Source organism: Streptomyces sp. NPDC001530, assembly GCF_042894545.1.
Taxonomy (GTDB): domain Bacteria; phylum Actinomycetota; class Actinomycetes; order Streptomycetales; family Streptomycetaceae; genus Streptomyces.
In genome coordinates this window covers 440,135-454,220 of the sequence record NZ_JBIAVS010000007.1, presented here as the reverse complement: position 1 = coordinate 454,220, position 14,086 = coordinate 440,135, and the positions used below count along the sequence as shown (strand labels likewise).

The following is a 14,086-nucleotide window of genomic DNA, read 5'->3' as shown; positions in this document are numbered from 1 at the left end:
TCAGCGGTCGGCCGGGCTCTTCACGGCGAGGAAGCCGAACAGGTCGGGGACGCCGCCCGGCCCCGCCTCGGCGGTGCGCACCAACTGCAGTCCTGCCGCGACGGTGGCGTTCAGGAGGTCGGCGAGCGGGAGGTGCCAGGCGCCGACGCGGGCCCGCACACCCGCCGGGTTCCACGCGTCGAAACTGCGCGACCGGTCGGCGTACCGCTCGTCGAGCAGCACCCTCGGCCCCTCGCTCCAGTCCGCGAACGCCCCGATGAAGCACGGATGCACCCCCAGGTGCACGAACCGCCCACCGGGCCGCAGCACCCGGGCGACCTCCCTCAACACAGCCGCGTAATCGGGCACATCGGTATGGGCCAGCACACACACGACGGCCGGCACGGAACCGTCCCCGAACGGAAGCGCCGTCGCATCGCCGACGACCACGGGCAACCGCCGTATCGCATGCAGCAGTTGACCACCTGACAGATCCACCCCGACGGGCGTCCACCCCGTCCCGGCCAAGGCGGGCGCATGGGCTCCCGTACCGCAACAGACGTCCAGGCAGGTGCCTTCGCCGGGGCCCAGAAGATCCTGAAGCGTGGCGTGCACCCGTTGGATGTACTCGCCGCCCGTGGTGGGCGACATGAAGTCGTTGTACCAGTCGGCGTGTTCGTCGTACGTCGCTGTCGTCCGCCCGGCGCTCATGCCACCGAGCTTACGAATGGCCTTCGAAGCCATGGGGGACTGTTCGCTCAGGGCATGGTGTCCTGCGGTTGGTTGGCCAACCGGCGGGCGAGGTCCGTGAGCTCCGCCGTCCGCAGGACCCGTCCGCCGGAGCCCGGCAGGGGGACGTGCAGGAGCTCGGTCCACCGTCCCGGGATGGCGCTCGCCCCGTATACGGCGCCTGCCAGGCCGCCCGTCACGGCCGCGACGGTGTCCGTGTCGCCGCCGAGGTCGATCGCGGCGCGCACGGCGTCCTCGTACGAGTCGGTGGTCCGCAGGGCCCATGCGGCGGAGCCGAGGCAGGGCCATACGGCGCCATTGAACTCTGTGGCCTGGTCGGGGTGCCAGTCCGGGGCGAGGACGGTGGTGTAGCGGGCGCGATGGTCCGGGTGGACGGCGTCGAGCGCTTCCGGGATCGCGGTGAGGGGATCCCCGCCCTGCAGTGCGACCCGGACCAGTTCGTGGAAGAGCGCCGTGCCCTCCCAGGCCGCCCGGTCGCCGTGGGTGAGTGCGGCGATGCGGCGGGCGGCGGCCACGGTGGCATCCCGGCCGTGCGGGGCGAAGCACACGGCGGAGGTCGCCGCGCGCATCAACGAGCCGTTCCCGGCGGCTCGTTGGCTCTCCTGGTAGTGGATGGCCGCGGCCAGGTCCCAGGGATCTCCGCTGGTGAGGACGGCCTCGGTCTGCAGGCCCATGTCCTTGGGCTCGGACGCCGCCCACTGCTGGAATCTGCGGAAGATGTCGGGCAGTTCGAGACCGCCGTGCTCCAGCAGCGACTCACCGACCAGCACAGCCATCTGCGTGTCGTCGGTGGCCTCCCCCGGGTCCCAGCCACCGCCCCCGCACATCTCGCCGCCGTACCCGGGCGCGGGAAAGCGGGCGGTGAACGCCCCTTCGGGACCGAACTCGAAGGGGGCGCCGAGGGCATCGCCCACCGCGGAGCCGAGGATGGTGCCGATGGCGGTCATTGAGCGAGCGTACGGGGGTGTTGGCCGGCCCGGGGGTTCGGGGACGTTGGCCGGCCCGGGGGGTTCGGGGGCTAGGTGCGGCTTGCTCCCGGGTGCAGGCGGGTCCAGCCTGACCAGGCTGAGGTGATCATGTCCTGGACGTCGTACTTGGCTTTCCAGTCGAGTTCGGTGGCGATGCGGTCGGCGGAGGCGACGACGCGGGCCGGGTCGCCGGGGCGGCGGGGGGTGGTCACCGGGGGTCGGTCGTAGCCGGTGAGGGCGTTGATGCGGTCGATCATCTCGCGGACGGAAACGCCTTCGCCGCGGCCGATGTTGAGGGTGAAGTCGCTGCCGGGGGAGGCTTCCAGAGCGCGGGCGGCGACGACGTGGGCCTCGGCCAGGTCGACGACGTGGATGTAGTCGCGGACGCAGGTTCCGTCGGGGGTGGGGTAGTCGTCGCCGAAGATGCGTGGGGGTGCGTTCTCGGTGAGTTTTTCGAAGACCATGGGGATGAGGTTGAAGACGCCCACGTCGGCCAGTTCCGGGGACGCCGCTCCGGCCACGTTGAAGTAGCGGAGGGAGGCGGTGGACAGGCCCGTGGCGCGGCCCGTCGCGCGGACCAGCCACTCGCCCACCAGCTTCGTCTCGCCGTACGGGCTCATCGGCACGCACGGCGTCTCCTCCGTCACCAGGTCCACGTCCGGCATGCCGTACACCGCGGCGGAGGACGAGAAGACGAAGGAGCGGACCTGCGCCGCCGTCACCGCTTCCAGCAGGACCCGCAGGCCCTCGACGTTCTCCCGGTAGTAGAGCAGCGGGAGGTCCACCGACTCGCCGACCTGCTTCTTCGCCGCCAGATGGACGACACCGGTGACGGAGTGCTCGGCGAGCGTCCGGGACACCAGCTCGCCGTCCAGGATCGAGCCGACCACCAGCGGGACATCGGCGGGCACCCGCTCCCTGATCCCCGTGGACAAGTCGTCGTAGACCACAGCCTGTTCGCCCGCGTCGAGCATCGCGCGGACGACGTGCGCCCCGATGTAGCCGGCCCCGCCGGTGATCAGCCAGGTCATGTGCGACCGTCCCCTCGTCAGTGAGCCTGTGGTGGTGCGTGTGTCGTGCGGTCGCGTATCAGTGAACCAGGCGTTTGAGGCGGCGGAGTACCACATCGGTCATACCTCGCCATCCGGACGCCGTACGCAGCGCCAGCGCCCCCGCGTGCGTGCGGTACGGCTGCGCCAGCAGGACGCCGTGGCGGGCGTCGGGGACCGCGCGGCGGCGCAGCAGGCCGGGGCCCGCGAGCGCGTGCGCCGTGGCCTCCCGGCTCGTGCCGTCGCGGAAACGCAGCGTCAGCCGGAGGTCCCACGTGCCCGCGCCCAGCGCCGACAGGTCCACCGGCGTCTCGGCCGTCCAGACGTCGCCGTACCGGTCGGGGAGCAGAGCCGCCTTGCGGCGCAGGCCCACGCGGCCCTCCTCGCGGTGCACGAACTCCACGTCCACCGACGTTGGACCCGCCTCCGCCATCCGCCCGTACAGCTCGTGCAGGCGCAGCCGTAGTCGGGTGCCACGCGCGCGTGGCCGCAGTTCGGCGTCGACGGCGGCCGGCAGCAGATGCGCGGGGCGCACCAGGAAGTGGTCCAGCGTGACCTGGGGAAGGTCGTCCGACCAGATGGGCGTGGCGTCGGAGGCGCGGGCGTACGGCGGGAGCAGCCGGGCCGGGCGGGCCGCGAGCTCCTTGAGGCGGGGCAGGTCGAGGGGTGCGGGGGAGGCCAGCACGACGCGGGCGACGAGGCGGCCGGGGGCGGTCGGGTTGACGGTGAAGTCGGTCGCGTCGAAGGACGAGAGGTACGCGCGCGTGTGGTCCCACCACGCGCGCCGGTACGCGGGGTCGCGCAGCTCCAGTTCGCGCGTGTACATCCGCAGCTCGTGGTCGAGGAACTTGGCGTGCACCGCCCGCGCGAGCCGCTTCTCACCGGCGCCGAGCAGGATCTCGTACGCGGCCCGGTTCGCCTCGGTCCTGGCCCGCCAGGTGTCGACGTCCGCGCGGTCGAGCGAGAGGGAGAGGTGGGCGGCGGTACGCCGTACGTGCCAGACGTACACCGTGTGGGGGATGAGCGCGATGCGCGGCCCCGCCGCCAGCACGCGCGCGGTGAACACGAAGTCCTCGTAGCGGAAGCGGCCCTCGGGGAAGCGGATCCCGCGCTCGCGCAGGAAGTCGGTGCGGTACAGCTTGTTGACGCAGAGCGTGTCGTGCACCAGGCGCGGGCGGCTGGAGGGGTGCGGGATCAGGGCGGGCTCCGCGTAGAGCGCCCGCTCCCAGGGGACCTCACGGCCCGAGGGCAGCTCGCGGCGCACGCACAGACCGGCCGCGACCTGCGTGCGCTGCCCGTCCGCCGCGGCGAGCAGCGCGTCCACCGCGCCGGGCGGCAGCACGTCGTCGCTGTCCAGGAACATCACGTACGGGGCCGTCGCGGCGTCGATGCCGTCGTTGCGGGGGCTGCCGCAGCCGCCGCTGTTGACCGCGCGGTGGATCACTCTCAGGCGCGGCTCGTCGGCGGCGAGGCCGTCGAGGAGGGCCGCGCTGCCGTCCGCCGAGCAGTCGTCCACGGCGATCACCTCGCCTACGGCCGGGCCCTGCGCGAGCGCCGAGCGCACCGCGTCGGCCACATGGGTGGCGTCGTCATACCCGATGACGATGACACTGACCTGCGAGTGCTGAGGGTTCATGGGATCCACGGGCCGGAACGGTAGGTCTTGCGAGTAATTTTCCGTTAAGAGCCACTTAGTGTCTCGTGCGGAAGACGGCAGTAATCGGATGCGGGTTCCGTGCGAGCTCGTCGGATTTCACCTGGTCTGTCGCGATCATGGTGCTGCTCATGGAGCTGTTCGTGGGGCTGTTCGTGGAGCCGCCGGACTGCCACAGCCGCGCGAACGACAGCCCCGCGGCCGTCGCCAGCAGACCGTTGCGCACGAGCATCAGCAGACAGCCCGTCCACGTGCTGTGGACGACTTCCCCGTACAGGCCGGGGTACGCGGCCGAGCTGACCGCCGACGCCGCCACGATCAGCGCGGCCACCGGGCGCTGCGTGGTGTGCCGCGAGGTCAGGCACACGGCGGACAGGCCGATCAGCCACACCATGTACTGGGGGCTGATCACCCGGCTCGTCACCGTGAACAGCAGCACGGCGGTGAGCGCCGCGTCGTACGGGGTCGCCGCCGTCCAGCGCCGCGCCCGCACCCGCCACAGCAGCAGAAGCCCGAACGCGGCGACCGTGAGGGCGAGCGAGACCACGGCGATCGCGGAGACGTACGGGCCGACGAACTCCATCGCGCCGTACTGATAGCGCACCTGGCCCGGCCATCCGGCCCGGCGCGCGAGGCCCAGCACCGTGCCACCGAGCGACTCGATCTGCACGCCCCGGCCGCCCTGCTGGCGCAGGAAATCGAAGGGGTTGCTGAAGACGGCCGCCACAAGGGCGAGCAGAGCCGCGGCCGTGACCGCCGCCGAGGTCCAGGCCTCCCGGGTTGTACGGCCCCGGGGGGTGCCGATCAGCGTCAGCGCGGGCCAGACCTTCACCAGGGCCCCCAGTGCGGCGAACGCGCCGCACGCGCGCGTGGAGCGCGAAAACGTCAACAGGGAGATGACGGCGAAGGCGGTGACCTGCACGTCGTACCGGGCGAGCGGGATGTGCAGGAGGAGGGGGAGAGCCATCGTCCACAGGGCGGCGCCGCGCAGGCTGCGGCCCGGGCGTCGGCCCGCGCGCGTGAGGACGAGTGCGATCACGGCGTCCGCGGCGAGCGTGAGCGTCACGAAGGCCGTGAAGTACGTCAGCGTCGGCAGCAGCGCGGGCGCGAGCAGCACCGGGCCCGCGCCCGGCGGGTACTGCCACAGGCGGTCGCCCGCCGGAAACGCGCCCTGCGACAGGACGCCGTACCAGCGGAAGTATAGGTGGCCCACCTCGCGCGAGACGGCGCCCCGGCCGAGCGGGGCGAGCTCGTCGTGGGCGAGCAGCCACAGCATCAGGGAACGGGTGGCCAACCAGGCGACGGCGAGCAGGTAGAGGGGTTTCTTCGAGGCGCTCATCAAGCCCGGATCGTAAGCCGCATGGATGCCTCACGAGGGTTGATACGCCGTCAATACCTTTCAAACATTGGTTAATAGCAAAAAATCGGTCCTATGGTGAGGGCTTGGGTGAGGCGGTCCGGGGCCGGGCGTCCGGAGGCGGCGGTGGCCGTTCTGCTGCCCGTGTTCGCCATGCTGGCGATCGGGCTCTGGGGGCTCGACCGCGGCGGCATGTGGCGCGACGAGGGGGTGACGTTCCAGGTCGCGCGGCGCTCGTTTCCGCAGATCTGGCAGCTGCTGCACAGCGTCGACGCGGTGCACGGCCTGTACTACCTCCTGATGCACGGCTACTACGTCCTGACGCACGTCGCCCTCGCCGCGCACCCCGGCGAGGTCGCCCTCCGGCTCCCCTCGGTCTGCGCCGCCGCCGCGACCGCGGGCCTCGTCGCGGCCCTCGGCGTCCGGCTGAGCCGCCCGCGGGTGGGCCTGTGGGCGGGGCTGCTGTACGCCGTCACGCCCATGGCCGGGCACTTCGCGCAGGAGGGCCGGTCGTACGCGCTCGTCGCCGCCGGGGCGGCGGGGGCGACCGTGCTGCTGGTGCGGGCCACGGGGGTCCCCCCTGTTCGAGCGAAGCCGAGAACTTGGGGGAGGGCGGGTGGCTGGTGGGCGTACGGAGGGACGGTCGCCGTCACGTGTCTGCTGCACGAGCTGGCGGTGCTCCTGCTGCTCGCGCACGCCGGGACGCTGGCACTCGCGCGGGTGCCGGCGCGGGTGTGGCGGGGGTGGGGGTGCGCGGCGGGGGCCGCGGTGCTGGTGCTGGTGCCGCTCATCCTCGTCTCGCGGGGGCAGTCCGCGCAGGTCGCTTGGCTGTCACCGCCCGGCTTCTGGAGCGTGGGGCGGCTGCTGGGGGCGTTCACGGGTCCGGCGCCGCTGATGGTCGTGCCCTACGTGGCCCTCATCGCCCTTGCGCTGCGGCCGCCGCTCGCGCGGCGGGGCGAGCTGTCGCTCCCGGCGGTTGCCCTGCCTCTGATGGTGGTCCCGCCGGCGGTGCTGATGTCTGTCTCGCGGTTCTGGCCGCTGTACGACGAGCGGTATGTGCTGTACGCGTTGGCGGGGGCGCCGTTGCTTGCTGCGGCCGGAGGTGAGTGGCTGGCCGGCGTTGTGGTTCGTCTGCGGGCCGGTGGTCGTCGTGTGCCCACCCTCCCCCAAGCTCTCGGCTTCGCTCGAGCAGGGGGGACCCCCATCGCTCTGCGGAACGACCGCCCACACGACGACGGAGTGGCTGTCCGTTCCGCTCTGCGGAGCGATTGCCCACGCGATGGCGGTGTGGTCGTCAGTTCCCGCCTGCGGAGCGGCTGCCTGCAGAGCGGCGGCTCGATGGCAACTGGCCCCCGGCCACGGTTTCCCCGCGCTGCCCTCATCGGCATCTTGGCCGTCAGCCTCGCCTTCGCCGTCCAGCTCCCGCTCCTCCGCCAGGACCGCACCCCCGACCACGGTGCCGACAACCTCGCTGCCGTCTCCGCCGCTGCCCGCCGCGAACTGCGCCCCGGCGACCCGGTGTTGTTCCTGCCGTCGATCGTGCGGCGGTCGGCGCTGGCGTATCCGAAGGGCTTCCGGGGCGTCCGGGATGTCGCGCTGAGGGTGCCGGGCCCGGCGTCCGGGACGCTCTACGGGCTGGAGGCGGACCCGGGGGAGTTGCGCCGCCGCCTGGCCCGGCTCGACCGCGTGTGGGTGGTCGCCGAGCCCTTCGCCCTGCGGCCGGCCTGGTACCCGGCCAGCCCGACCGAACGGGTCAAACTCACCGTGGTCGACGAGGAGTTCGTACCCCGGCAGGAGGTGGTACGGAGGGGAGTGACGCTCACGCTGTACGTCCGCAGGGCGGCGCCCCTTTAGGGGCGCGGGGCTCTGCTGAATAAGGGGCTCCGCCTCGCGGGCGCGACCAGCCCCCGCCGGCCCGCAGCCGACGAACCGCCCTTCCAGCCGGCGGAGCGCACACGCGGAGCTAGACGCAGCCCGGCGTCTCCTCCAGCGCCGCAGCGTCCAGCGCCGCCGTCAGGCGGTCCAGCCGCGCACGGAGCTCGCGGATCTCCTCGAGGTCGGCGCCCGTCGCCGCGCCGATCCGGCGCGGTACCTGCCGCGCGCGCTCGCGCAGGGCGATGCCCTCCTCGGTGAGATGGACGTGCACGGAGCGCTCGTCGCGGGCGCTGCGCTCCCGTCGTACGAGACCGGCCGCCTCCAGGCGCTTGAGCAGCGGTGACAGCGTCCCGGAGTCGAGTCGCAGATGTTCGCCGACCTTCTTCACGGGCAGCTCGCCGTGCTCCCACAGCACCAGCATCACCAGGTACTGGGGGTAGGTGAGCCCGAGATCCTTGAGGATCACGCGGTAGACGCTGCCGAAGGCGCGCGAGGCGGCGTTCAGCGAGAAGCAGATCTGCTGGTCGAGACGGAGGTAGTCCTCGTCGGACGGGGCCTCGGGGCGCGGGGTGGTCGGCGTGGCGGTCATGGGACCAGGGTAGCTCTTTCTCGCCATTAAGTTGTGCGCAATTAAATTGCGTGCTCTAATGGAGCCCGTGAGGCGGTCGGAACGGCCGCCCCGGCAAGACTTTGACTTGAGAGGGACGGTCTCCATGGACGCGATCTACACCGCTGTCGCCACCGCCACCCACGGCCGCGAGGGCCGCGCCGTCAGCTCCGACGGCAAGCTCGACCTGCAGCTGGCCGTGCCGGTGGAGCTGGGCGGCAACGGTCAGGGCACCAACCCCGAGCAGCTGTTCGCCGCCGGTTACGCCGCCTGTTTCGCCAGCGCCCTCGGTCTTGTCGGCCGCGCGGCGAAGGTCGACGTCTCCGAGGCCGCCGTGACCGGCGAGGTCGGCATCGGCAAGCAGGGCGAGGGCTTCGGCCTCAAGGTGACCCTCCGCATCGAGCTGCCCGACTCCGTCGACGAGGCCACCGGCCGCAAGCTGGTCGAGCAGGCCCACCAGGTCTGCCCCTACTCCAACGCCACCCGCGGCAACATCCCCGTCGAGCTCGTGGTCGAGTAATCCCGGATGTCGTCAGCAGGTGCCCCGTGCCCCTTCAGGGGTACGGGGCACTGCGCTACCGGCCCGCGGTCTCCGGACGGCGGCTCACGACCCGACCCGCGCCAGCACCTCCCCCGTCTCCCGGCTCCACGCCACCACCGTCGCCTCCTCCGGCACCTTGCGCCAGCGCGTCAGCAGCAGCCAGCGGACGTGGTACCGGCGGGCGACGGCGGTGCGTTCGGCGCGGGTCGACGCCGGGTCGAGGTACGCCCGGACCGCGGCCAGCCGCCGTAGCCGTTCCCCCTCGTCGAGGGCGAGGTCGGGCCAGGCGGGCGCGGCGAGGTCCGGCCCGTAGCCCGCGATCAGGTGGACGGAGTAGTACCCGTCCGTGATGACCGCCTCGCCGGGCTCGATGTGCCGCGCCGCCCACGCGTACGTCGGCCAGCGCGGCGGCTGGTCGAAGCCGACCGGGTCGAGCGCGCGCGGCACCACCGCCCCGGCCTGCACGGTGAGGAACCCGACGCAGGCCCCGACGGCCGCCGCCAGCCCGAGCCCGTACCGCCACCGCGGCCACGGCCGCGACGCCGCCAGCTCCACCCCGAGCGCGAACTGCAGCGGTACGAGCGTGAGCCCCAGGATCCTGCCGTACGTGTAGTGCCCGCTGACCCGGCCGTACGCCACCGTCAGGCACTCCAGCGCGAACATCAGCACCAGCGGATCCCGCCACCAGTGCCCTTCGCTCCGTTGGGCCCGCCGCGCCCGCAGCCACAGCGCGGGCAGCCCGATCAGCGCCAGCCAGAAGTGCCCGGGCATCCCCTCGTACAGCCGCTCGTGCATCGCGTCCACGCTGCGGTCCCCGCTGAGCGCGAAGACGTCGAAGTACGGCCAGTCGTACGCGACCAGCAGCGCCGCCGCGCCCGCCAGCGTCCAGCGGCCCACGATGGCCGCTCGCCACCCCCGCTGCCACCCGGCCACGAAGGCCACCGCCCCGAGCGCCGCCGCGATCGACGTGATCGGATGCATGAGCAGGATCAGCCCGTACAGCGCGCCGAGCCCCACGTACCCGGAGAAGCTCCTGAGGCCGCTCGGGCCGACGTACCGGACGGGGCCGGCGATGGCTCCCGCGCGCGTGCCCGTCAACGCCCAGGCCCAGAAGGCCAGTCCGATGGCGCACGTCGACGGATAGCCGAGGTTGCCCGTCATCGACATCAGCCCGAGATAGCCGCTCCACCAGGCCCGCTCGGTGCCCCACAGCAGCACCATGGCGAACAGGCCGAGGACCGGCGCCCACTGACGAGGCGTCAGTACGCGGACGAAGCGGCCGATGCCGGTCAGCAGGACCAGCAGGTTGAAGGGGCCGGAGAGCCGTACGACCTCCCAGCCGCCCAGCCCCGTCAGCCGGGCGAAGGCTCCCTGGGCCACCGTGTACGGCGAGTAGTACGGGCTGCCCGCGCCGGGCAGATCCGCCATCGGGTGGAGCGGGTGGAGAAGATGCGCCTTGAGGCGTTCGACGACCGCCGCGTGCTGGCCGGCGTCGCAGCACAGCGGGACACGCCAGTAGGCGAGCGACATCACCAGCCAGAACAGGGCGCCGAAGCACTGGTACGGGGTCGGACGCCAGGTGGCACCGCCGCGCAGCGCGGTGGCGCCGCGCACGGCCCGCCGGACGAGGACGTCGGCGCTCACCGGGCGGAAGGGGAGGACGGGGCGGCAGTTCGCGGCATTTGCCGTATATGCCCGCCAGGGTCAACGGAGTAGCCGGGCGTCACCTCATCGGGCGACCTCGGTGTCCCTCCGCAGCGGACCCGGCACCATAGCGCCCGAGGCCCGCACCCGTGGCCGTACGGCCTCCTCCAGCAGCAGCGGAAGTCCCACCACCGGCAGCAGCCACGCCAGCACGATCAGCCGGTCGCCCCAGATGTTGATGTCGGGGTGCCCGGCCTGGTTGAGGACGCCGGTGAGCGCGGCCGCGAGCAGGAAGCCGGCGAAGGCCGGGCGGCGGCGGAGCGCACCCCAGGCGGCGGCGACCAGGGCCGTCAGGAACAGTGGCTCCCAGAGCTGTCGGCGCAGCCACTCCACCCAGAAGTTGAACTCCAGGTGGAGGAACTCCGGCCACAGGCGGGTGCGGTCGGGACGCGAGAAGTGGGCCGTGAGCAGGTCCTGCAGACTCTCGGACTCGGACGGGTAGTGCAGCGCCTTCGCGAGGAGGACCGTGGCCACGGCCCCGCCGCCCGCCACCGCCGCGAGCACGCGAAGGGGCCCCTCCCACTGCCTGCGCCGTACGCCCGTCACCGCGCACGCCCCCGCCAGGCACAGCCCGAGGAACAGCGCCTGCGAGTGCTTCACCGTGAAGAGCGCCGCCAGGGACCCGACGACCAGCCAGGTCCCGGCCCGCGCGCGGCCCTCCAGTACCAGCGCGCAGCCCCACAGCGCCGCCAGGGTCAGCGTCAGCAGCAGGCCCTCGGTCATCGGGCGCATGGCCGTCGTGCCGCACGGCAGCACGTAGAAGAGGGCCTGCCCGGTCAGGGCCACGCCGGTGGAGGCGCGCAGGGTGCGCAGCACGAGGAAGGCGAGGACGCCTCCGGTGACCGTGATGACGACGCTCGACGCCCACAGGCCCCACGTCACGCCGAAGGCCGTGATGAAGGGGACCAGCAGCGCCGGATATCCCGGCCGTACCTCGAAGATCCGCATGAAGCGGGGCGGCATGAACGGCACGGTGTGCCCCGCCGTCTCCCCGGCCGCCAGCCGCTTCGACACCCCCCGCCACTGGTCGCGGCGGCACTCCTCCATGACCCGCCCGGTGGGGCTCGGCGCGTGGAAGCGCACCACGTGGACGCTCTGGTTGCGGCGCGCGATGGATGCCTTGCCCGCGCAGGCGTAGTCGATCGTGAGCGCGGCGGCGTCGTGCTTGCTCTCGCCGCGCAGGCTCAGCGCGTACGACAGGTAGTTCTTGGTGTCGGGAGTGTCCCGGCCGGTGACGTTCGCGAGCTGGAGGACGGCGAACACGGCGGACAGGACGATCACCCAGGACCACGGGGAGCGCGGCGACCGGGGCCCGACGAGATAGCGCACGAGCATGCTGACGAGCACGCTCACGACGACGCGAGGACGTCGTGCCCCGCCTGCGTCGGCACCGGGACGACCGGGAAGGGCTCCTCGACCTTCTCGCCGAGCATCAGCGTCCGCACCACCCGCTCGGCCGCCCGCCCGTCGTCGAACTCGCAGAACCGCGCCCGGAATCCCGCCCGCAGCCGTGCCGCGTCCGCGTCCTGCCACGCCCCGGACGCGAACAGCCACGCCAACTCCCGGTAGGAGCCCACCACATGGCCGGGGGCGTCCGCCGTGATGTCGAAGTAGGCGCCCCGGCTCGCCGCGTACGCGCCCCAGTCGTCGGTGTGGAGCACGATCGGCCGGTTGAGGTTGGCGTAGTCGAACATGAGGGCCGAGTAGTCCGTGACCAGGACGTCGGAGGCGAGCATCAGGTCCTCGACGTGCGGTTCGTCGGTCGCGTCGACCACGACCTTGCGGCGGTGCAGCTCGGACAGGCCCATCCCGCGCGCCGGACCGTCCGCGAGCGACGGATGCAGCCGTACGACGAGGGTGTGGCCCGCGCCGAGATCGTCGGCGAAGCGGGCGAGGTCGATGCGGTCGATGTGGCCGCCCCGGATGTAGTCGCGGCGCGTCGGCGCGTACAGCACCACCCGGTGGTCGGCCGGGATGCCGAGGCGGGCGCGGACGGCCGCCCCGTCCTCGGGGCGTGCGCGGACGAGGACGTCGTTGCGCGGGCTGCCGGTGCGCAGCGAGGTGAAGTGGCAGGGGTAGGCGCGGTCCCAGACCAGCTCGGAGTGACGGTTGGCGACCAGGCTGTAGTCCCAGCGGTCGGCGCGGCGCAGCATCTGCGGCACGTCGAAGCCGTGCCGGGCGCCCGGCTTGTCCAGCAGGTCGGCCGCCATGTACTTCAGCGGGGTGCCCTGATGGGTGTGGACGTGGACGCTGCCGGGGCGCTTGACCAGCGTGCCGGGCCAGTTGACGTTGTTGACGAAGTACGTGGCCCGCGCGGTGACCTGGCGGTAGCGCGGGGAGTCGAGGAGCACGTGCTCGACTCCCTCCGGCAGCAGCGCCGCCTGCTCCTCGTCGCGCACCACCCACACCCCGCGGATGTGCGGGGCGATCTCCCGCGCCTTGTGGTAAACGGCCGCCGGGTCGCCCAGCACCCCCCGGTGCGAGAACGCCGAGTACACCGCCAGGTCCGGGTCCAGCGGCCTGAGTCCGTGCACCGCGGACCAGCCGCGCAGGACCCGGGTGGCGGCCGCCCTGCGCGCCTGCTGCCCGCGTCGGCCGAGCTCCCTGCCGAGGCGGCCCGCCTGCCGCCGGGCCCGGTAGCGCGTGAACCCGCCTTCCAGGACACGCAGTTCGCGCGGCACCGGCTCGGCGGTCTTGTGCTTGCGGAAGAGCGCGGCCGTCAGCCGGAAGAACTCGCCCTTGTCGGACTCGGGCAGCCGGTCCGGCTTGGAGAGGATGTCCAGACAGTGCTCGCCCATCTTGCGGTGCAGATACGGGCGCCAACTCGCCAGCCGGGGGCGGGAGTCGACGAAGGCGAAGACCCGCTCGTACTGGTCGTGGATGTCGAAGTGCTTGCGGCTGGTGGTGGACAGGATGTTGCCCTGGCGGCGCTGGCGGTAGGCCAGACAGATCCGGTCCAGCGTGGCGATCCGCTCCGCGCTGAGCATCACCGGGAATGTCCAGGGCGTGTCCTCGTAGTAGCCGGGCGGGAAGGTGAAGCCCTCGCGCTCGACGAAGTCGCGGCGGTAGACCTTGTTCCACACCACCATCAACAGATCGAGGATCTCCGGGTGTTCGGCGGCCGTGAACGTGTCGTCGCCCTCCCCCGAGTTCTCGGCTTCGCTCGAACAGGGGGGACCCCCACCCGCCAGCACCCGGGCGAGGACGTTCCTGCGCGTCCCGCCCCACCAATAGGTGCGCGCGTAGTCGAAGACCAGCACATCCGGGTCGGCGGTCTCGTCCAGGCGGTCGGCGACGGCGCGCAGGGCGCCCGGCGTGAGCGTGTCGTCGCTGTCGAGGAAGAAGAGGAAGTCCCCGGTGGCGTGGGGCATTCCGGCGTTGCGGGCCCGGCCGAGTCCGACGTTCTCGGGCAGGTGCAGCACCCGTACGCGCGGGTCGCGGGCCGCGTAGTCGTCGAGGATCGCGCCGCAGCCGTCCGGTGAGCAGTCGTCGACGGCGATGACTTCGAGGTCCGTGTACGACTGCTCCAGGACCGAGTCGAGGCACTCGGCCAGAAAGCCCTGCACCTTGAAGACGGGGACGATGATGCTGAAGCGGGGCAC

Annotated in this window: 11 protein-coding genes; 2 read left to right on the top strand and 9 right to left on the bottom strand. The window is 72.5% G+C overall.

Going from position 1 to position 14,086, the window contains the following annotated elements:
- The 5 genes from ACFY0T_RS17155 to ACFY0T_RS17135 form a co-directional block, all read right to left on the bottom strand.
- On the bottom strand, positions 1 to 690 hold the full coding sequence (locus tag ACFY0T_RS17155) for a class I SAM-dependent methyltransferase (RefSeq protein WP_388870421.1): 690 nt from the start codon (positions 688 to 690) through the stop codon (positions 1 to 3).
- Between the two features lie 47 nt (positions 691 to 737).
- Positions 738 to 1,676, bottom strand: coding sequence for an ADP-ribosylglycohydrolase family protein (locus ACFY0T_RS17150; protein WP_388870418.1), 939 nt, complete (start codon positions 1,674 to 1,676; stop codon positions 738 to 740).
- 71 nt (positions 1,677 to 1,747) lie between these two features.
- Positions 1,748 to 2,728 carry a UDP-glucose 4-epimerase GalE gene (gene galE / locus ACFY0T_RS17145; protein WP_388870415.1) on the bottom strand — a complete coding sequence of 327 codons (981 nt, stop codon included), beginning with the start codon at positions 2,726 to 2,728 and terminating at the stop codon, positions 1,748 to 1,750.
- Between the two features lie 58 nt (positions 2,729 to 2,786).
- Positions 2,787 to 4,382: a glycosyltransferase family 2 protein gene (locus tag ACFY0T_RS17140; protein WP_388870413.1), complete on the bottom strand. Its 1,596-nt coding sequence runs from the start codon at positions 4,380 to 4,382 to the stop codon at positions 2,787 to 2,789.
- A gap of 55 nt (positions 4,383 to 4,437) precedes the next feature.
- Positions 4,438 to 5,739: a glycosyltransferase 87 family protein gene (locus ACFY0T_RS17135; RefSeq protein ID WP_388870410.1), complete on the bottom strand. Its 1,302-nt coding sequence runs from the start codon at positions 5,737 to 5,739 to the stop codon at positions 4,438 to 4,440.
- Between the two features lie 171 nt (positions 5,740 to 5,910).
- Between ACFY0T_RS17135 and ACFY0T_RS17130 the strand changes: the two genes are divergently transcribed.
- On the top strand, positions 5,911 to 7,611 hold the full coding sequence (locus tag ACFY0T_RS17130; protein ID WP_388870540.1) for a hypothetical protein: 1,701 nt from the start codon (positions 5,911 to 5,913) through the stop codon (positions 7,609 to 7,611).
- Between the two features lie 109 nt (positions 7,612 to 7,720).
- On the opposite strand, the gene ACFY0T_RS17125 is transcribed toward ACFY0T_RS17130, so the two are convergent.
- Positions 7,721 to 8,221: a MarR family winged helix-turn-helix transcriptional regulator gene (locus ACFY0T_RS17125; RefSeq protein ID WP_388870407.1), complete on the bottom strand. Its 501-nt coding sequence runs from the start codon at positions 8,219 to 8,221 to the stop codon at positions 7,721 to 7,723.
- Positions 8,222 to 8,345: 124 nt separating this feature from the next.
- Here ACFY0T_RS17125 and ACFY0T_RS17120 point away from each other — a divergent pair, with 124 nt between their 5' ends.
- Positions 8,346 to 8,759: an organic hydroperoxide resistance protein gene (locus ACFY0T_RS17120; RefSeq protein ID WP_388870405.1), complete on the top strand. Its 414-nt coding sequence runs from the start codon at positions 8,346 to 8,348 to the stop codon at positions 8,757 to 8,759.
- Positions 8,760 to 8,843: 84 nt separating this feature from the next.
- Here ACFY0T_RS17120 and ACFY0T_RS17115 read toward each other — a convergent pair whose 3' ends face one another.
- The 3 genes from ACFY0T_RS17115 to ACFY0T_RS17105 all read right to left on the bottom strand — a co-directional run bounded on the left by ACFY0T_RS17115 (position 8,844) and on the right by ACFY0T_RS17105 (position 14,086).
- Positions 8,844 to 10,424 carry a hypothetical protein gene (locus ACFY0T_RS17115; protein ID WP_388870403.1) on the bottom strand — a complete coding sequence of 527 codons (1,581 nt, stop codon included), beginning with the start codon at positions 10,422 to 10,424 and terminating at the stop codon, positions 8,844 to 8,846.
- Between the two features lie 84 nt (positions 10,425 to 10,508).
- Positions 10,509 to 11,819 carry a hypothetical protein gene (locus ACFY0T_RS17110; RefSeq protein ID WP_388870537.1) on the bottom strand — a complete coding sequence of 437 codons (1,311 nt, stop codon included), beginning with the start codon at positions 11,817 to 11,819 and terminating at the stop codon, positions 10,509 to 10,511.
- 14 nt (positions 11,820 to 11,833) lie between these two features.
- On the bottom strand, positions 11,834 to 14,086 hold the full coding sequence (locus ACFY0T_RS17105; protein ID WP_388870401.1) for a CDP-glycerol glycerophosphotransferase family protein: 2,253 nt from the start codon (positions 14,084 to 14,086) through the stop codon (positions 11,834 to 11,836).